16 protein-coding genes are annotated in these 19,102 nt (G+C 61.4%); 1 reads left to right on the top strand and 15 read right to left on the bottom strand.

Annotated features, from left to right (window positions below):
- Position 1: 1 nt before the first annotated feature.
- The 3 genes from AC1Q6D_RS29785 to AC1Q6D_RS29775 all read right to left on the bottom strand — a co-directional run bounded on the left by AC1Q6D_RS29785 (position 2) and on the right by AC1Q6D_RS29775 (position 3,140).
- Positions 2 to 781: an ABC transporter ATP-binding protein gene (locus AC1Q6D_RS29785; protein ID WP_103406127.1), complete on the bottom strand. Its 780-nt coding sequence runs from the start codon at positions 779 to 781 to the stop codon at positions 2 to 4.
- Between the two features lie 347 nt (positions 782 to 1,128).
- Positions 1,129 to 1,983, bottom strand: a complete 855-nt coding sequence (locus AC1Q6D_RS29780; RefSeq protein WP_103406128.1) for a helix-turn-helix transcriptional regulator — start codon at positions 1,981 to 1,983, stop codon at positions 1,129 to 1,131.
- A gap of 185 nt (positions 1,984 to 2,168) precedes the next feature.
- Positions 2,169 to 3,140 carry an XdhC family protein gene (locus AC1Q6D_RS29775; protein ID WP_103406129.1) on the bottom strand — a complete coding sequence of 324 codons (972 nt, stop codon included), beginning with the start codon at positions 3,138 to 3,140 and terminating at the stop codon, positions 2,169 to 2,171.
- An 88-nt stretch (positions 3,141 to 3,228) separates the two neighbouring features.
- Here AC1Q6D_RS29775 and AC1Q6D_RS29770 point away from each other — a divergent pair, with 88 nt between their 5' ends.
- Positions 3,229 to 4,008: an alpha/beta fold hydrolase gene (locus AC1Q6D_RS29770; RefSeq protein ID WP_103406130.1), complete on the top strand. Its 780-nt coding sequence runs from the start codon at positions 3,229 to 3,231 to the stop codon at positions 4,006 to 4,008.
- 16 nt (positions 4,009 to 4,024) lie between these two features.
- Here the strand turns inward: AC1Q6D_RS29770 and AC1Q6D_RS29765 are convergent, their stop codons facing one another.
- From AC1Q6D_RS29765 to AC1Q6D_RS29710, 12 genes are all read right to left on the bottom strand, one after another.
- Positions 4,025 to 4,648, bottom strand: coding sequence for a UbiX family flavin prenyltransferase (locus tag AC1Q6D_RS29765; protein ID WP_103406131.1), 624 nt, complete (start codon positions 4,646 to 4,648; stop codon positions 4,025 to 4,027).
- The gene (locus tag AC1Q6D_RS29760) at positions 4,632 to 5,585 is read right to left on the bottom strand and encodes a LysR family transcriptional regulator (protein ID WP_064676954.1); all 954 of its coding nucleotides are present in this window, start codon (positions 5,583 to 5,585) and stop codon (positions 4,632 to 4,634) included. Before AC1Q6D_RS29760 ends, AC1Q6D_RS29765 begins: the two co-directional genes overlap by 17 nt.
- Before the next feature lie 20 nt (positions 5,586 to 5,605).
- Positions 5,606 to 7,048 carry an aldehyde dehydrogenase family protein gene (locus tag AC1Q6D_RS29755; protein ID WP_103406132.1) on the bottom strand — a complete coding sequence of 481 codons (1,443 nt, stop codon included), beginning with the start codon at positions 7,046 to 7,048 and terminating at the stop codon, positions 5,606 to 5,608.
- Between the two features lie 14 nt (positions 7,049 to 7,062).
- The gene (locus AC1Q6D_RS29750) at positions 7,063 to 7,821 is read right to left on the bottom strand and encodes an SDR family NAD(P)-dependent oxidoreductase (RefSeq protein ID WP_103406133.1); all 759 of its coding nucleotides are present in this window, start codon (positions 7,819 to 7,821) and stop codon (positions 7,063 to 7,065) included.
- 11 nt (positions 7,822 to 7,832) lie between these two features.
- Positions 7,833 to 9,185, bottom strand: coding sequence for an MFS transporter (locus tag AC1Q6D_RS29745; RefSeq protein ID WP_103406151.1), 1,353 nt, complete (start codon positions 9,183 to 9,185; stop codon positions 7,833 to 7,835).
- A gap of 75 nt (positions 9,186 to 9,260) precedes the next feature.
- Positions 9,261 to 10,694 (bottom strand): UbiD family decarboxylase, encoded by a 1,434-nt coding sequence (locus tag AC1Q6D_RS29740; protein WP_103406134.1) that lies wholly within the window; start codon positions 10,692 to 10,694, stop codon positions 9,261 to 9,263.
- 75 nt (positions 10,695 to 10,769) lie between these two features.
- Positions 10,770 to 12,188, bottom strand: a complete 1,419-nt coding sequence (locus AC1Q6D_RS29735) for a sodium:solute symporter family protein (protein ID WP_064676950.1) — start codon at positions 12,186 to 12,188, stop codon at positions 10,770 to 10,772.
- Between the two features lie 194 nt (positions 12,189 to 12,382).
- Positions 12,383 to 13,186 carry an enoyl-CoA hydratase/isomerase family protein gene (locus AC1Q6D_RS29730; protein WP_103406135.1) on the bottom strand — a complete coding sequence of 268 codons (804 nt, stop codon included), beginning with the start codon at positions 13,184 to 13,186 and terminating at the stop codon, positions 12,383 to 12,385.
- A 19-nt stretch (positions 13,187 to 13,205) separates the two neighbouring features.
- Complete coding sequence (locus AC1Q6D_RS29725; RefSeq protein WP_103406136.1) at positions 13,206 to 14,744, bottom strand: AMP-binding protein; 1,539 nt, start codon at positions 14,742 to 14,744, stop codon at positions 13,206 to 13,208.
- A 5-nt stretch (positions 14,745 to 14,749) separates the two neighbouring features.
- Positions 14,750 to 15,250 (bottom strand): (2Fe-2S)-binding protein, encoded by a 501-nt coding sequence (locus tag AC1Q6D_RS29720; protein ID WP_008060977.1) that lies wholly within the window; start codon positions 15,248 to 15,250, stop codon positions 14,750 to 14,752.
- 2 nt (positions 15,251 to 15,252) lie between these two features.
- Positions 15,253 to 16,059, bottom strand: a complete 807-nt coding sequence (locus tag AC1Q6D_RS29715; RefSeq protein WP_103406137.1) for an FAD binding domain-containing protein — start codon at positions 16,057 to 16,059, stop codon at positions 15,253 to 15,255.
- A complete protein-coding gene (locus AC1Q6D_RS29710; protein WP_103406138.1) occupies positions 16,056 to 19,052 on the bottom strand; it encodes a xanthine dehydrogenase family protein molybdopterin-binding subunit in 2,997 nt (998 codons plus the stop codon). The genes AC1Q6D_RS29715 and AC1Q6D_RS29710 overlap by 4 nt, the downstream gene beginning before the upstream one ends.
- Positions 19,053 to 19,102: the final 50 nt, after the last annotated feature.

The raw sequence follows: 19,102 nt of genomic DNA, 5'->3' as shown, positions 1-19,102 counted from the left end.
ATCAATGGCTCCCTGGAGAGTGCAGCTCACTGTCGGCACTCCCCATATAGGCTTCGACCACGAGTGGATTGACTGAAACTTCAGAATAACTGCCCTCGGCGAGCACACTGCCGCGAGCAAGTACCGTGATAGTGTCGCAAATCCCCTCTACAACCTTCATGTTATGCTCGACCATCAGGACAGTGCGGTTGGCGGCGACATTCTTGATCAGCTCCATGACCCAATCGACGTCTTCATGCCCCATGCCTTGGGTGGGTTCATCGAGCAACATCAACTCAGGGTCCAGCGCTAAAGTGGTGGCTATTTCCAGCGCGCGCTTGCGGCCATAGGACAGTTCCATTGCTACTAGATCGGCGAATGACTCCAATCCCACTTGGGCGAGCAACTCCATCGCTCTATCGTCAAGAGCGGCAAGTGCAGCGCGCGACTTCCAGAAATGGAAGGAAGTCCCCAGGCTTCGCTGTAGCGGAATATAGATGTTTTCTCGCACGGTAAGGCGAGGAAAGACTGCCGATATCTGGAAAGATCGAATCATCCCTCTGCGCGCTACTGCAGCTGGGTGCTCACGAGTGATGTCCTGGCCGTTGAAGCGAATAGTCCCTTGGGTAGGATCGAGAAACTTGGTGAGCAAGTTAAAACATGTCGTCTTTCCGGCACCGTTGGGACCGATCAGGGCATGAATTGAGCCACGCTTCACACGCAAGTTGACATTTTCAACAGCGGTAAATCCTTTGAACTCTTTGGTCAAACCAACAGTTTCCAGAATCGCATCATTAGCCATATTATTTTCAACTCACGTTCTTGCTTTTCTTGTAATGTGAATCTAAGTCGTCGACTAATACTGGTCCAATATTATTTTAAGGAACCATTTATACGTAAAAAGTCTTTATTTTCTCGAGTCCAGCCATTTTTCAGTATTGTGACCGGGGATGGTTAAGCGGCTATAGACATAGCCAACGCTTTTGCCAACCACACCCGGCCCCTGGCATTAGAGCCGAGTGTGGGAGAAAGGCACGGGGAATGCCTTGCCTTGAGCGATGGAGTTTTGCGCTGCCGTCTGCAAGTTTGCCTTGGAGTCTGAATTTCAGGAAAGAACCTGAGCAGACCAGGATTCAGCTGAGGCGATATTCAAACCCCCGCATAGCTATCCACTACCCTCCGATACTGGCTGGGAGAGGCGCCGATGTGTTGCTGAAAAAACCGCGTGAAATGACCTTGCTCGGAGAACCCGAGGTTCTCCGACAACAGGCCCAAGGTTCCACTGCGCTCACGCTCCAGCCAGGCAAAAGCCCGGCGCATGCGCGCGTCGTTAAGCAACAGGGTCGGCGTCATGCCGGTATCTTTCTTGAACAGCGCAAAGAAGTGCGCCCGGGACAGACCACAAGCCCGCGCGGCGTTGTCGATCGGGTGTGGATCATCGAGGTGCTCAAGCAACCAGGCGGTGCCACGGCGCACGCGCGCGTCCCGGAACTCACCTGAACTCGGCGCCCCCAATAGCGACAAATGCCGCCAGCTGGAAAAGTCCTCGATCAGTTCGATCAGGAAGTCGAACAGCATGAACTCCATGCGTTCTTTCGGCACGATCCCGCAGCCATGGGCTTCGGCGACCAGGATGTCGGCCAAGGTGCGATTACGGCTCGACAGCTCGATGCACGACTGGGCAAAAAAGTCCGGCCGACCGCTGAGCGCCAGCGACTGCTGGGCAGTGGCCAGCCAGGCGGGCTCGATGTAGAGCGCCAGGATTACAGTGGCAGCGGCACCCGGCTGCGGATCGTAGAAATGCGGCTCCCAGGCGTTGACCAGCACCGCCGTGCGATCGCTGAGCGGCACCCGCCGCCCGTTGACGTTGAAGTAAGTGTCCTCGCCGGACACTTTGACCAGCACATGGCATTCGGAATGGGTGTGGGTAACCAGCGAACGATCCATGTCCAGCAAGGCGACCCGGCCAAACCTGCCGTGGAAAACCCGTTGGGCAATCGACATCAGATTCCTCCGCTCGCTTGAAGCGATATTGTTATCGGCCACCATGAAGGATTATCGAGGCGTCCATGTGTTTCCGGACCCGACGATCACTCAATGGTTCAGCACTTTGCTGGCCACTATCGCGCGCGAATGACCGAGCGTCTACCTCGACTTTCGCAGCCCCTACGCTCATCGGAAAAACCGCCTTACAGGGCATGGCGTTCTTTCCCGTGATAGACGCGCAGGATATCGGCCACCACCGCCAGAGCGATTTCCGCCGGGGCCTTGCTGCCCAGATCGAGGCCGATGGGCATGTGCAAACGGGCAATCTGTTCATCCGTCAGACCACCGATGCGTTTGAGCCGCTCGGCGCGCTTGGCCGAGGTTGCCTGAGAGCCCATGGCGCCGATGTAAAACGCCGGGGTGTGAACCGCTTCCATCAGCGCCAGATCATCGATTCGCGGATCATGAGTCAGCGCCACCACCGCGGTCGCTGCGTGGCAACCTCCGGCGGCGATAAACATCGAGGGCAGTACACGCTGCATCTCCACGCCTTCGAGATGTACATGCAGCATCTCTTCCCGGGGGTCGCAGGCGATAACTTCGCAGCCGATGGCTCGGGCGAAACTGGCGCAAACTTCAGCGACCGGCGAGAGTCCTGCCAGAATCAGTCGTAGCGCCGGGCCAACACTGATGCGCACCCTTTCGTCGACGATTTGCACCCGCTCGCTGCCGTGCCCGGTGTCTGCGTCCAGGCGCAAGGCACCGTTGCTCAGCTCGATGTGACGCAGCAGACGCCGCTGACCCAGTAACGCCGCTTGCAGGCTCTCCAGGTGCGCGATCCATTCGAGACTGGCAGCGCGGTGCTCGACCAGCACAATCAGCACGCCGCCACAGGGCAATCGCAGACGGTGGCGTTGCTCGACGCTGTCGCCATAGCTGACGATCTGCGCCGGTTCGCGTAATTCACCCCGCGCCAGGCTTTCGAGAAATTCCTCTTCGACGCAGCCACCCGACAGCGAGCCGACGTGTTCGCCCGTGCCATTGGTCACCAGCATGGCACCCGGCGCACGCGGCGCAGAGCCATAGGTGGAGAGCACCGTGCACAGCCACTGGGCCTGCCCGGCGCGAGCCCATTGCAGTGCCTGGTCGATCACCTGAACATCGAGATGACGCATGTTTTATACCTCAAGCAAAGCGTGGTGCTGCCTGCAGGGTTACGTTTACGGTAACCTGCGAGCAACCTTGTCCAATCGTTGATTCAACATGTCGCCACAACAATTTTTGCAACTTGGGCCGCTGCGTCTGGAATACCGCCACCTGCCTGCGGCTGACCCATCGCGACCGACGCTTGTGCTGTTGCACGAAGGCCTCGGCAGCGCCGACCAATGGAAAGACTTCCCCCTGCGTCTGGCCCAGGCCAGCGGTTGCGGTGTGGTCACCTACAGCCGTCAGGGTTATGGGCAATCGAGCCCGGTAACCCTGCCGCGTCCGCTGAACTACCTGAGCAGCGACGGTCCACGTGAACTGCGGCAATTGCTCGATGCCCTGCAACTGCCGCACGTGGTCTTGCTCGGTCACAGTGACGGTGCATCCATCGTCCTCGCCTATGCCGCCGCCAACGATCCAAGGGTGTTGGGCAGCATTGCACTGGCGCCTCACGTGATTGTCGAGACCGAGAGCCTCGATGGCATTCGCCACACCACCGAGGTGTGGCATCAGGGTGACTTGCGCGAACGCCTGGCACGCCACCATGGGACCAATGTCGACGGCGCTTTTCACGGTTGGAGCGACAGCTGGTTGCACCCGGACTTTTCCCTGGACGATCTTGGAGCGCAGTTGGCTTATATCGAAAAGCCGCTGCTGGTCATTCAGGGTCGCGAAGACCTCTACGCCACGCCCGAGCAACTGGTGGTCATCCAGCGACAGGTGCCTGGGCCCTGCCGCTGTGTGTTGCTGGATGACTGCCGGCACTTTCCCCAGACCGAAGCGACCGAGCGGACCTTGGAGCTGGTCTGCGAATTCCTGGAGCGCCTCCCCGCCTGAATGTACCGAACGTGACTCAACCATCGACCACCTCATCCAGCGTTGCTACGCGCTCCGGCCGTTCACGCCAGCGACGGACGACACCCAGTTCGATATCGAACATATCCAGCACCCTGCCAACGGTGTGATCGATCATGTCTTCCAGGCTGGTCGGCTTGGCATAGAACGCTGGCACTGGCGGCGCGATCACTGCACCGAGTTCGGCCAACTCGGTCATGCTGCGCAGGTGATTGCGGTGCAGTGGCGTCTCGCGAACCATCAGCACGAGGCGCCGGCGTTCCTTGAGCACCACGTCGGCGGCGCGAGTCAGCAGTGTTGAAGTCACGCCGCTGGCAATCTCCGACAAGCTGCGTATCGAACACGGCGCGATGATCATGCCCATGGTTTTGAACGAGCCACTGGCGATTGCCGCGCCAATGTCCTGATTGACGTAGCTGACGTCCGCAAGGGTCTTGATCCGGGACCAGGACATATCGGTTTCATGGGCCAAAGTAATCAGCGCCGATTTGCTGACCACCAGATGGGTTTCAATCGGCGTGTCGCGCAACAGCTCCAACAGACGCACGCCATAGACGGCGCCTGAGGCACCGGAAATTCCTACGATCAGCCGCTGCGGCCGGCTATTACCGGGAGTGCCCATGGTTGCCTTCCTCTATCGGACCTTCTTTGTAGAAATGGATGGTGTCGAGTGCGGTGGTCATGGTTTTGCCGATCATCTCGATGAACAGCATTGCCGCCGGGGTCAATGGTCGACGGGCGTCGTGCACACAGACCATGCGCCGGCTGATTCCTGGCGCGGCCAGCGGATAGGCGCGCAACGCGCCTTCGTGCAATCCGCGATGCAGGATGGTTGCCGGCAGCACGCTGACCCAGTCGCTGCGACGCAAGAAGTCCTCGATGACCGCCAGATCGTCCACCTCCAACTGCGGGGTGACTTCAATGCCCTGGGCAGCAAGGTGCTGGTCAATCACCCTGCGCAACCCGTGACGACGCGAGGGCAGCACCAGTTTGAATCCCGCCAGACTGGCCAACGGCAAGGGCAACGCTCCGTTGAGGCGATTGGCTGCACCGGTGGCGACCAGTAGCTCCTCATCGAAGATGTCGTGGCCGATCAGGTGCTCATGCTGAAAGCTTTGGTTGATGACCGCGAAATCCAGCACGCCGGTCAGGACCTTCGCGATCAATTCCTGGCTGTAGCCCGAGGTGACGCTCAATTCAACCTGTGGCTGATGCTCGACGAAATGCGCCAGCGTGCTCGCCAACGCGTTGTTGGCGGCAGACGCGATCAGCCCGGCGCTGATGCGTCCGCCAATCTGGCCGCTACGGTCGATCAGGGCCTGCCGCGCCGCCAGCAGCTGGCCAAGAATCGGCATGAACAAGCGATAAGCCTGATCTGCGGCCTCGGTCGGCGCCATGCCCTTGGAGCTGCGCTCGAACAACGTCTGCCCGAGCTCTTCCTCAAGCCTGGCGATCTGCATCGACAACGCCGGTTGCACGATATTCAAGCGCTGTGCAGCCCGGGTGACGGAGCCCTCTTCATAGAGGCAGGTGAAATACTTCAGATGGCGCAGCTCCATAGTCACCCTCGCGTGCGCGCTCAACCGAGCGTGCCGACGTTCTGATAAATGTGTTTGAGCTCGCTGAAATCCAGCAGCGCATCGACGCCATGCAAGCGCCCCAGGCCGCTCTTGCGGTAGCCACCGGTTTCCGCCTCGGCGAACAATTTGTTGTGGTCGTTGAGCCACACCGTACCGTTGCGCAGTGCCCGAGCGACACGCCAGGCGCGAGCGCCCTGCCCGGTCCAGACACTCGCGGACAGACCGAACTCGGTATGGTTGGCGCGCGCTACTGCCTCGGCTTCATCTTCGAAGGACTCCAGCACCAGCAACGGGCCGAAAATTTCTTCCTGACAAAAGAACGCGCTGCTATCGCGATGGGCGATCAGCGACGGCGCGAGGAATGCACCATTGCCCAGTTCACCCTGCGGGCGACCACCGGCCAGCAGCACTTCGTCACAGCTGTCCAGTGCCTCGCCGATGCGTCGCTCGACGTTGTCCCGGGATTGCCAGTCGATCAGCGGTCCCATGTTCGTCGCTGGATCGAGGCCATTGCCCAGGCGGATCCGCCCCAGTGCGGCGCTCAGCGCGGTTTTCATTTCGGCGAAGCGGCTGGCATGCACCAGCACGCGTCGGGCGGCAGTGCATTGCTGGCCAGAGATAATGGTGGCTGCCGCGGCCAGTTTCGGCGCGATGGCGGCAATATTGGCATCTTCAAAGACCAGGCAGCAGGACTTCCCACCCAGTTCCAGAGAGAGCTTTTTCATGGTCGCCGCGCAGTCGCGCATGATGCGCTGGCCGGTAGCGGTCGAGCCCGTGAAGCTGAGCACATCCACCCGCGGCGAAGCCACCAGATGCGCTGCCCCGGCATGCCCGCTCTCGGTGAACAGATTGACCGCCCCTGCCGGCAGGCCCGGCAACGCGAACAGCGGTTCGAGCATCGCCGCGTTGAACAGCGCGGTTTGTGGCGCGGGTTTGATCACCACCGTGCAACCCGCCGCGATCGCCGGCGCCAGAGCACGAACAAGCAGCACCGCCGGGGCATTCCACGGAATGATCAGCCCCGCCACTCCGGCGGGTTCGCGCAGCATGCTGGAGAACTCACCGGGTGCCACTTCGAGCATGTGCCCCGGGTTGTGCCGGGCCAGGCCGGCGTAATAAAGAATCTCGGAAATCGCCCCGCCGATCTCTCCTCGGGACTGCGCCAATGCCTTGCCGTTCTCGCGGGTCAGCAACTGCGCGAGCTGTTCCTGACGCGCTGTCAGGCCGGCAGCCCACTCCAGCAATAGCTGCTGACGCAGGCGTGGATTCTGCGCCCACTGCGGGTCGTTGAAGGCACGGGCGGCGGCGGCCACCGCCGCTTCAGCTTCGGCCTCGCCGCCGTCGGCAAAGCGTCCGATCAGCTCACCGTTTGCCGGGTCGAGACTGTCGGTCCAACGATCCGTAGCGGTCCATTGTCCATCGATGAAGTGTTGGCTTTGCATGAGTCCTCCTTGAATCAATGGGTCACCGAACCGCCGTCGACCACAATGGTCTGGCCGCTCATGAAATCACTGTCGGTGCTGGACAGAAACAGCAGCGCGCCGATCAGATCCTGCGGCACCGCTTCGCGCTTGATGCAACGGCTGGCAATGTTGTTGCGCACGATATCCCCGGCCCAGGCGGCATTGGCCTGGACGTTGGCGCTCATGGTCAGGCCGGGCGCCAGGCAGTTGCAGCGGATGCCGGCGTCGCCGACTTCCCGCGCAATCGAGCGAGTCAGGGCAATCACCGCGCCCTTCGACGCGACATACGCCGCCATCATCGGCGCGCCTTTGAACGCCGTTGCCGAGGCAATGTTGACGATCTTGCCGTAGCCCTGACGGCGCATCACCGGCATGACCGCCTTCGCGCACTCGAAAGAACCGCGCACGTTGACCGCCATGATCCGGTCCCATTCCGCCGAGCTGGTCTGCTCGAACGGTTTGAGTTCCAGGGTGGCAAACAACGCCGCGTTGTTGATCAGTACGTGCACACCGCTGAACTGCGCCACGGCTTCCTCGACCATGGCTTGAACCGCGGCACCGTCGGTCACGTCGCAAGCGATTGCCAGGGCCGTACCGCCCTTGTTGCGGATCGCGGCAGCGGTGTCATCAGGCGCCTTCAAATCGCAAAGCACCACCTTCGCGCCCTCGGCCGCCAGGGCCTGGGCATACGTGGCACCGATGCCTTGCGCGGCACCGGTAATGATCGCGACTTTTCCCTTCAATCTGCTCATTGCGTTTTCCTTTACTTGAAGTTGCCTTGGGTTTCCGGAATCACCACGCTGCCGATCAGGTAGATCACCGACAGGCCGGCAGCGAACATCGCCAGCACCATGGGGATTTGAGCCGGGCTGCTGCTGAACAGGGACACAAAAGTCGGCATGGTTCCGCCGAGGGCGAAGCCGATGTTCCAGGACAACCCGGTGCCGCTGGCACGCAGCTCGGTGGCAAAGCGTTCGTTGAGGAAGATCAGGATCGGCGCGATGATCGCCCCGCCCATGAAGGCAATGCCCACGCAATACAGCGCAGTGCGGGCCAGCGAACCCGGCTCGGCGACACCGAGGAACATCATCGGCAAGCTCACCAGATTGAGCACACCCAGCAGCATGAAGGTCTTCTTGCGGCCGATCAGGTCACTCAGGTAGCCGAAGGCCAGTGCTCCGACAATGGTTGCCACCGACCCGTACATGAGCAGCTGCGAAGTCTGCGTATGGGGTACTTTGGCGACCACGTTGAGCAAGGTCGGCAGATAACCGCACGCCAGGTAATACGTAGCCCCGCCGCCGAACGTAATCAGCAGGTTGACCAGCATCACGCCGCGGTACTCGCGACCGAACAGACGCTTGAGTGGCGACACGGCCACCACCGCCGGCCCCTTGGTTTTGCGCGCTTGTTGCAGTTGCTGCCAGACCGGGGTTTCTTCCAGGTAACGGAACATCACCAGACCGAAGAACGTGCTGAGCAAGCCGCAGAAGAACATGAAGCGCCAGCCCCAGACGTCAAATTCCTCCCCGGGAAAGATCTCCGACAACACCAGATAAGTGAATGACGCCAACAGCGCGCCCATGCCGGCACCGGCGCCACCGATCAACCCGGACATCAAGCCGCGATAGCGCGGCGAGATGGATTCGGTGCCGATGGTGTGAGTGGAAGCGACGATGCCGCCAACGAAAACGCCCTGAATGATCCGCAAGATCAAAAACAGTATCGGGGCCAACACCCCGACCTGGTGAATGGTCGGCAAGGCGCCAAACAGTGCCGTGGAAATACCGACGCCGACCATCGACACCATCAACGCACGCTTGCGGCCGTGTTTGTCGGCATACGCGCCGAAGATCGCCGAGCCCAGCGGACGTACCAGCAAGGCCACGGCGAACGAGGCATACACCGCGGCCAGCGACAGTGTCGGGGTGTCCGAGGGGAAGAACATACGGCCGATGATCGGCGCCACGTAGAGCAGAATGAACAGGTCAAACAAATCCAGCGCCCAGCCGAATGTCGAGGCAAATGCCGCAAGCAAGGCCTTGCCCGGTGGAATCTGCGGTGTATCGGTAGCGGCGCTGGTTGGCGGTGCAGTTGTTGTTGTCGTGGTCATGATTGCCTCACACAAGACGTGTCTTGAGCTGGTTGGAACTATCGGGAACAGGCCGCTGAACACCAGCGACCTCCGGGTTCAATCGTGCTTCTGGAGCACGCACTGCCAGTCCTGCGGCGCCACGTGCGCCACCTTGTCGAGCTCGACTTCCTGTTGGCCCGGCACCTGGATTCGCTTGAAGCGCATGGTCGGTGCCGACAGCGGCACCGTGGCGTCGTAGCCCATCTTCGAGCCGACACCGTCGCGGGTGGACGGATCGAGTTTCGAGCCCTGGGATTCATGGATCAGCACCAGGTCGCGGTCGGCCTGGAAACGGGTGGCAATAGCCCACTCGACTTCGATGGGGTCATGAATGTCCACATCCATATCCACCACGGTGACGTGCTTGATGTCGTAGTGACCGCCCAGCGCGCCGAGGATGACGTTCTTGCCCTCGCCTTCGGAGCGTTTGTCGATCTGCACATAAAGGTGATAACGACACACTCCGCCCTTGCTCAGGTGCACGTCACGCACGCACGGAAAGCTGCGGCGCAAGTGCGCAAGCATGGTCGCTTCGCGCGGGATGCCGCCGAGCAGCAAGTGTTCCAGGCCGCCGCCGACGATGGTGTGAAAGATCGGGTCGTGACGATGGGTTACGGCGTCGACTTCGATCACATGGCGTTCGGCGCGCTCGCCGTAGTACTGCGGAAACTCGCCGAACGGGCCCTCCATCTCCCGCGCCTTGGCCAGCAGCCGGCCCTCGATGACGATCTCGGCGTCGGCAGGTACGCGAATCTGGTTGGTCACACAACGCGTTACTGCCAGCGGACGGCCATGCAGCGCACCGGCAATTTCCAGTTCGTCGTGATCGATGGGCACGATGGCCTGGGATGCCAGCAAGGTCAGCGGATCAGCCCCAATGACCACCGCCACCTCCAGATCCTCACCCAGCGCCTCGACTTCCTGAAAGAAGGCCAGCGCATGGCGTGGCAGCAGCAGCGCGCCCAGGCGATTTGGGCTGCTCACCTGCAAACGGTGAATCGAAACGTTCTGCACCCCGGTGCGCGGGTTGCGGGTAATCAACAGGCCAGCAGTGATGTAAGGGCCGCTGTCGTGCTCGTTGTGGGTGGGAATTGGCAGCAGTCGATTCAGGTCGATCTCGCGATGCACCACTTGCTGACAAACTGCATCACTGACTTCGCGCCACGGCAGGGGATTGAGGCTGGCCGCCTCGAAACGCGCCAACACTTCAGCGGACTCCACGCCCATGGCCTCGGCCATCCACTGCCGGTCGGACAACAGACCGGACACCACCGCGATCGAATGGCCGCCCGGCTGGGGGAACAGTGAAGCGCTCTTGCCGTCCAGACGATTGGCAATCGCTGCAACGCCGAAACGCAGGTCCACGCCGGGACGTATCATTGTCAAACGCTGCCGGCGCTGCAAATGGTCGAGCCAGCCACGCAGGCTGGCGCCTGCTGGCAGGTCCCCGGCCCTGTCGGCTTCGGGGGTGGAAAGAGTCACAGGCTGCATGGCCTTACCTCGTCATTATTGTTTTGGTGGCATGCCCGGTCACCCCGATGGCATGCCCGTTTGAATCGTCGGGATTCAGTTTCCGGTAGTGCTCGCACCGACGGGCCTGGTGCTGTCGGCATGTTCGGGTTTGCCACCGCGCAGCAAATGGCTCAGGGTCATGATCACGAGCGGCGTGGCCAGTGCGATGTAGGCGTTGTCGATGCCATAGGGATTGCCCATCAGGAACCAGCCGATGGTGATGATCAGTGACGCGATGATGCTGATGAACGCACCCTGCCGCGTGCCGAATGTCGGCGCGTAAAACACCATCAGCACCAGCACCGCGAGTGAAGCGCGCAAGGCCTTGGCGAGGAAGGTCACCACCAGAACGTCGGAGGCGTACAGCGCCAGTGTGATGGGCAGCAGGCCGGCGACGATGGTCGCGGTCCGGGCAAAGTTGAGATTCTTGCGATCATCCCCTCGGGGGTTGAAGAACGGCTGATAGAAGTCCTTGAGCAACAATGTGGCGATGCCCATGGTGAGCGCGGCCATGGTGCCGAACAGCGCCCCGGCCAGTCCTGCGACGACGATCCCGGCCATCCATTCGTGCATGTGCCCGAGGATTTGCGGAAAGGCCTGCAACGAAGGAATCTGCGGAAACAACACCGCGCTGCACATCCCCACCATCGCAGCGATCAGGCCGTAGGGAATCAACATCAATGCACAGTAGAAACTCGCATGTTGGGCCTTGCGCCCGTCACTGACGGTATTCACTGCCTGCACCACGTACTGGGTGGCGAACGTCGCGCCGATACCGGCCACCAGCCAGGCGAAAATCTTCGGCCAACCGACGTTGTCGACTTCGAACATCGGCGCTGGCAGTCGCGCCACCAACTCGCCCATGCCGCCAACCTTGCTCAAGGCAAAACCCAGGGCGAGGATAATCCCGGCGTACATCATTATCGCGTGCAAGACGTTGGTATAGATCACCGAACGCATGCCGCCGATGCCGACGTACAGCACCGAAACAATACCGACGATGATGATCGCCGACGTCCGCTCGATGCCCAGCAAGGTCGCGAGCACTGCCCCACCGCTGGCGTAGATCGAGACCGCAACGATCGACAGCGCGCAGATCATGATCACTGACGTGGCGAAGCGTACCGGCTCGCCGTAAGTGCGGGCCAGCGCCCCGGAAATGGTGTTCTCGCCGAGGTCCTTGTACTTCTTCGCCAACAGCATGGAGAAGATCACGAAACCGACGCCCAGGGCGGCGATGTTCCAGGCAGCGGAAATGCCATAGGTGTAACCCGCCTGAGCCGTACCAATGCTCGCGGTAGTGCCAATGAACTCGGACATCATCAGAAAACCGATCAGCACCGCCGGGAAGTCCTTGCCTCCGGTGGTGAAGTTTTTCGCGCTTTGTGTAGAGCGTCGAACCCAGAAACTGATCAACGCCAAGACCACCATGTAGGCGGCCACGATGGTTAATACCAGCCAGCTAGAAGCCATAAGTGGAACTCCGATTTTTATATTTATTGGACGGATTTCGGTGCAGCCGATCTCACCCTAAGAGCCCCGCAACAGGTTTTCCATTAACGAATATTGATGCGCCCTATCAGTCTCAGTGAAGGGGCGGCAGGCCCTGCTCCGTAGGGGCGCACGCCGTTGCCGGCATGCTCCCGGACCTGCTCGCCGGTACGCATTTACTCGCCGGTGAACACGGCCACACGCTTGCTGTGAAACGCTTCGACGCCTTCCTTGAAGTCCTTGGAACTGCGCAGACGGCTGTAGCAGTGGCCTTCCATTTCGATCGCGACGGTCAGCGGCGCGTCTTCGTTGTCATTGATCAGTTTTTTCGCCGTGCGCTGAGCCAACGGCGAGAAGCGCCGCAGTTCATCGACCAGCGCATCGACGGTGCTTTCCAGTTCGGTATCCGGCACAACCTCGGTCGCGATACCCCAGGCATAAGCCTGGTCGCCGGTGATGCGTTTGGCGCGCATCACCATGTGTTTGGTGCGGGTGATACCGATGATTTTCTGCAGGCGTGCGGAGCCACCCGAGCCCGGGATCTGCCCCAGGTTCTGCTCAGGCAAGGCGTAGCGCGTGGTTTGCGAAGCAATGCGGAAATCGCAGGCCAGGGACAGTTCGAAACCGACGCCGAAGGTGTAGCCACGGTTGGCAACGATCACCGGTTTTTCGCAACGTGCCGGTGCCGCGACGTTCCAGGCCAGCTTCGAAACGTGCTCCGGCGACGCTTCGAGGAAGCCCTTGATGTCGCCGCCGCTGGAGAAGTGTTCACCCACCGAGCGCAGCACGATGACCCGCACATCCTTGTGTGCATCGAGGGCTTCGAAGACCAGGCGCAGTTGATCGCGCTGGCCCATGGAAATGACGTTCAACGGCGCCCGGTCGAGGATGATGTCGGCGCGCTCGCGGGACACATCGACTTCAACCTGGAAGCCATCGAACCGAGTGTCGAGAAATTGCTGGATCGCTTGTTGTTGCATGGGAGTGTCCTCTGGGTGATTAGCTGATGGCCTTCAAGGCCTGTTCCTGAAATTGGGCCAGCAGCACGCGCCGCAGCACCTTGCCAACTGGAGATTTGGGAATCTGATCGATGAACTGATAGCGCCGTGGCCGCTTGAACTTGGCCAGGCCCGAAGCGATGCAATGGGCATCGAGGTCGCATTCCGAAACCTCGGCGCGCGGCTTGATGAACGCAGCAATGATCTTGCCCCACTGCTCGTCCGGCAGACCCACGACCACCACTTCTTCCACCGCCGGGTGCAGCGAGAGCATGTTTTCGATTTCCGCCGGGCTGACGTTTTCGCCACCGGTGATGATCAAATCATCGACGCGACCCGTGACGAACAGATCGCCCTCCAGATCGAAGTAGCCGATGTCACCGGTGAAATACCAGCCGTCACGCAATGCCTTGGCGTTCGCTTCAGGGCGGTTCAGGTAGCCTTCGAACGCCTCGTCGCTCGCCAGGTCGGCGATGATCTGGCCCTCCTCCAATGGGTTGGCCTGCACGTCCACCGTTTCAGCATCGATCGGCACCACGCGCACTCGCTGGTTCATTGCACTGCGCCCTGACGAGCCGGGTTTGCGACTGGCCTGCTGGTCGATGGTGAAGGTGTAGATTTCCGAGCTGCCGTAATGATTGACGAACAATTGCGGCTGGAACGCCTGTTCGACGCGACGCATCAAGCCGTCGCTCATCGGCGCGCCGGCAAAGCCGATTTTCTCCACACTGGCTACTCGCTCGCGGGCAAAGGCCGGGTGTTCGATGAGCATGTGGTAGAGCGTCGGCACCAGGTACAGATTGCTGACCTTTTCCCGCTCGATGGCCTGCAGCGTGGCCTCCACGTCGAACTTCGGCACACAGACGAAATGCCCGTCGATCAGCGCCATGGACAGCAACGAACGCACGCCCATGGTGTGGTAAAGCGGCATGACACCCAGCGTGCACTCGCTCTGGCGGTAGAGGTTTTGCGCGACGTGGGCAACCGCCGCGGCGCGTTCACTACGGTGCCGACGGGGCACGCCCTTGGGCTTGCTGGTGGTTCCGGAGGTGTACAGCAGCAGTGAAAAATCTTCGGCGTCGGCCTGCAAAATGATGCCGGAGGGGGTCTGCGAACACAGTTCCTCGAAACTCAGGTCGGTGTCGGCGGCACGGAGTCCCGCGGCGATCCGAGGCAGCCTGGTGGCGGCGCTGCAACCGGCCACCGCGGCCACGGTCGCGTCGTCGTAAGCCAGTGCGCGGATTTGCGCATCTTCGATGCAGTAGCCCAGCTCATCGGCAGTCGAACGCCAGTTCAACGGGGTCATGACGACGCCCGCAAACTGACAGGCCCAATGCAGGGTCGCCATCTGCCAACGGTTCTGCATCGCAACCAGCAGTCGATCACCGCGTTGCAGCCCAAGGCATTGCAAGCCCCGCGCTGCGCTCTGGATATCGACGAACCAGTCTTCATAGGTTTTCTTCAACGCACCGTCACTGACCGCCACCGCGTGCGGTCGGCGTTCAACGGCAGCGAGGAAACTGCGTCCGAGATCGAACATTATTGTTATACCCCTTTGTTCGTTTGGCGCTGGGCAGCGACTTCGAGCACGGCCTGGACGATGCCGGTGTAGCCCGTGCAGCGACATAGATGCCCCGAAAGCATGTCGCGTACCTGGGTCTCGTCCGGGTTGGGTACCCGTTCGAGGAAATCCACGCAGGACATGAGAATGCCCGCAGTGCAAAAGCCGCACTGCAAGGCGTGATGACGGCGAAAGGCTTGTTGCAGGTCGCTCAGTGTGTCGTCGTCGGCCAGGGACTCGACGGTCTCGATACGCCGCTCGTGCCCCTGTACCGCGAGCATCAGGCAGGAACGCATGGCGACTCCGTCCACCAGCACCGTGCAGGCACCGCAGACACCGTGTTCGCATCCGACATGGACACCGGTGGCACCGAGGTCGTGGCGCAGGAAGTCGCAGAGTTGGGTCCGCGGTTCGGCCAGCGCTTCGCGGGAGCGGCCATTGAGTTCCAGGCGAATCGGAAAGGTTTGGTCGGCAGTTACACGCATGTTCAGACTCCTTCGATCAGCTGATGACCCAGCTCGCGAACCAGTTGGCGGCGATAGGCGGCGCTGGCGTGCACGTCGTCTTGTGCATCGAGCGACCAGGCGGTTTGATTGAGCGCGTCAGGCAGCGCCGCACCCCGTGGCAGGCTGCGACGTTGCGGACGGTCGGCGACGCCGCCGATGCCGAGTTCGACCTGGTCCGTGCCGATGGCCGCGGCCAGGGAAACAATTGCAAAGTCGCCGTGGCGCATGGCGATTTCGCGGAAGCGATAAGTGATGCCTTCGCGCTTGAGCGGAAAACGCACCTCGACGACCAGTTCATCCGCACGCTTGTCGGTGGTGAGAATGCCTTGGAAGAAGTCGGCGGCCTTGACGATGCGCTGGCCTTTTTTCGACTCGAGAACGATCTCGCCGCCCAGCGTCACCAGGCACAGCGGCAACTCGGCGCTGGGGTCGGCGTGAGCCACCGAACCGCAGACCGTACCGCGATTACGCGTCTGGAAGTGGCCGATCCAGGGCATCGCCAGTGCCAATAAAGGCACCTCGTCCATCAGGGTCGAACGCGCCAGCAACTGCGCCTGTCGCACCCCGGCACCTACCGCCAGGCAATCCTTGCGCAGCTCGATATAGGCCAGCTCGGCCACATGATTGATATCGATCAGCAACTTGGGTTGAGCCAGGCGCATGTTCAGCACCGCCATCAGCGATTGGCCACCGGCGATGATGCGAGCTTCCTGGCCGTACTCGGCGAGCAGCTCAACCACCTGACGCCGGGTGTCAGCCCGAACGTAATCGAAAGCAGCCGGTTTCATTGCGCACCTCCCTTGCCAAACAGCGCGCCAAGCGAGGCCCGCAGTCGCGCCCACCAGCCGGTGGAGATGGCTTGGCCGCTGACCCGTTGCGACAGGCGAGTAAAGATTTGTCCGATGATCACTTTCGAGGCCCCTTGCAGCATACGGCCGCCGACCGCGGCGACTTTGCCGCTGACCGCCACCTGGTATTGGTATTCCAGGCGTGTGTGGCCATTTTCCAGTTCGACGAAACGCACCTTGGCCTGGCCCTGGGCCGAGCCCATCGAGCTGCTGCCGGAACCGGACAGACGCAATGAATGCGGCGGGTCCAGATCACTCAGGGCAACCTTGGCCTCGAAGCGCGCACGGATCATGCCGACGCCGACGGTGACGTCTGCGCGGTAACGGTTTTCGCCTTCAAGCACGAGGTCGTGACAACCGGGAATGATCGCCGCCAGCGTCTGCGGGTCGAGCAAGGTATCGAAGACCTGTTGCGGCGAAGCAGGAATCACCACCGAGTCGTTGGCCCGCAGTGCCGGTCCACCGGCAGGTGCGTCCAGGTTGTCATCGGCCTCCATACCGGCGGGCCGTGGCGGCTCGTCGATGCCGATGAGCGTGCGTACTTTTGATGGCGTCAGTGGCAAACGGATGTCCGAGCGACCGAGGGCATCGGCCACCGCGTTGGCGATGCACACCGGCGTGCTCATATTGTTGCCCTCGCCTACACCCTTGGCGCCCAGTGGGGTGAATGGCGATGGCGTTTCCATGTGCAGGATCACCGGTTCGATCACTTCCGGTGCGGTCGGCACCAGATAATCGGCGAAGGTCCCGGAGAGGAAACTACCGTCCTCGCCATAGGCGAACTCTTCCATCAGCGCCGCGCCGAGGCCTTGGGTGAAGCCGCCACGAATCTGGCCATCGACCAGCGCCGGGTTGAGCAGGCGGCCGGCGTCATGGCAGGTGACGTAGCGATCGATGTGGATCTCGCCGGTCATGCGGTCGATTTCCAGACCGCAGATGTCGAAGACAAAGCCGTAGCACAGCGAGCTGTTGACCTGATCCTGGTCGTCCGGTGCCTCCAATTGCGGCGGGCTCCAGAAGGCGGTTTCACGCAGACCGCCGTTTTCCCCTTCCGGCAGCAGGCCCGGCGACCAGTGGGTCGCACCGGCAATCCGATGGAATGGCGCCACCGCCCCGCCATTGACCACAAAAATCTTGCCGCCGGCGAAACGGATATCTTCGGGACTGGCCTGTAATTGCTCGGCGGCAATCGCGGCGAGGCGATCGCGGATCTTCAGCGCGGCCTTGTAGACGGCACCGGCCACGGCGCCGGCGAAGCGGCTGGAATAGTTGCCCGAGGCAATCGACCAGGCGTCCTTCTGGGTATCGAGCTCGACGTTGACCACGATGGACTCCAGCGCAACCCCAAGCACTTCGGCGACGACCTGAGCGACGGTGGTTTGATGGCCCTGCCCTTGCGGTGCCGAGGACACGTGCACACTGACGTCACCCAATGGTCCGACGTTGATGGTGGCGGTGGCGACAGCGCCGTTTTTCGGACCGGCCTTGCGCCGCTCTTCGGGTGTCATCGCGGTGGTGATGTAGCCCATGTTGGAAATCGACGGTTCGATGACCGCGGCATAACCAATGCCATAGATCCGGCCTTCGGCACGCGCCTGATCACGACGTTTGAGCAACTCGTCGAGACCGCCATCAGCCGCCGCCAAGGCAATGCCTGCCTGGTAATTGCCGGAATCGAGCAACGCACCGGCCGCCGCACGATAAGGGAAGGCATCGGCCGGCACCAGGTTGCGGCGGATCACGTCCAACGGATCAAGCTTCAACTGCACGGCGATGTGTTGCAGCAGCCGTTCAAGGGCGAAATACACCTGCGGGCCACCGAAACCACGGTTCAGGCCGGACGGGGTTTTGTTGGTCAGCACCACCCGGTTGCGCACTTGCAAATTGCGGATCGCGTAGGCACCCGTCAGGTTGCCGTGCATGCGGTAGAAAGTCGCCGGTTCCGGCGCTCTCAGGTAGGCACCACAATCGTCGATCTGGTCATAACGCAACGCGGTGATGCGGCCATCGGCTTCTACCGCCGCTTCAATTTCGGTGACCCGATTGGTCGCCGAAGAAGCCCCCTGAAGATGTTCCAGACGGTCCTCGACCCACTTCACCGGTGCACCGACCTTGCGTGACGCCAGGCCCATCATCACCACGTAAGGGAAAACCCCTTGCTTGATGCCAAAGCTGCCGCCGGAATCTTTCGGTGTGCGCAAACGCAGGCGGTTGCCGGGCACATTCAGTGCCCGGGCCATGACCGTGTGCAGCGCATAGGGACCCTGGAAATTGGCCAGCACGTCATAAATGCCTGTGGCGCGCTCGTACTGAGCCAGCACCACATAGCATTCAATGGGTGTGCAGGAACTGCGCGGAAACTTCACTTTGAGCGAGACCTTGTGCGGCGCCTGCTCGAACGCCTGCTCCGGCTCGCCATAACGAAAGTGCCGCTCGTTGACCACGTTGCTGCCGACGGCTTCGTGCAGGATCGGCGCCTGTTCGGCGGTGGCCAGTTCCGGATCGATGATCGGCGGCAACGGCTCGTATTCAACGCGCACCCCTTCGATCGCGTCCTCGGCCAGATAGCGGCTCTCAGCGATCACCACGGCCACCGGCTCTCCGACATAACGCACTTTGTCGACGGCGACGCACCAGTGCTCCATCGGCTGACGCACACCCACCGGGAACGGTAGCGCCCAGCGTTTGACGTCTTCGCCGACCAGCACGCCGTGCACACCTTTCATCAGCAGCGCACGGGAAAAGTCCACCGAGGTAATCCGCGCATGAGCGTGGGGTGAACGGATAATCGCTGCATGTAGCGTACCCGGAGGAATCGCCGCGTCATCGGCATAGCAGCCGAGGCCACGCAACAATGCGGCGTCCTCGACACGGGTCTGACGGGCGCCGATATGGCCGGTCTGGCTTTCGGTAGCAGGCTGGAAACTAGTCATTTTTTTCGCGGCTCTTGTTGTTGTGCAGCGCGATAGCGTTAGAGCCGAGT

The organism is Pseudomonas sp. MT92 (assembly GCF_058792515.1).
This window is presented reverse-complemented; position numbering and strand designations above follow the sequence as displayed.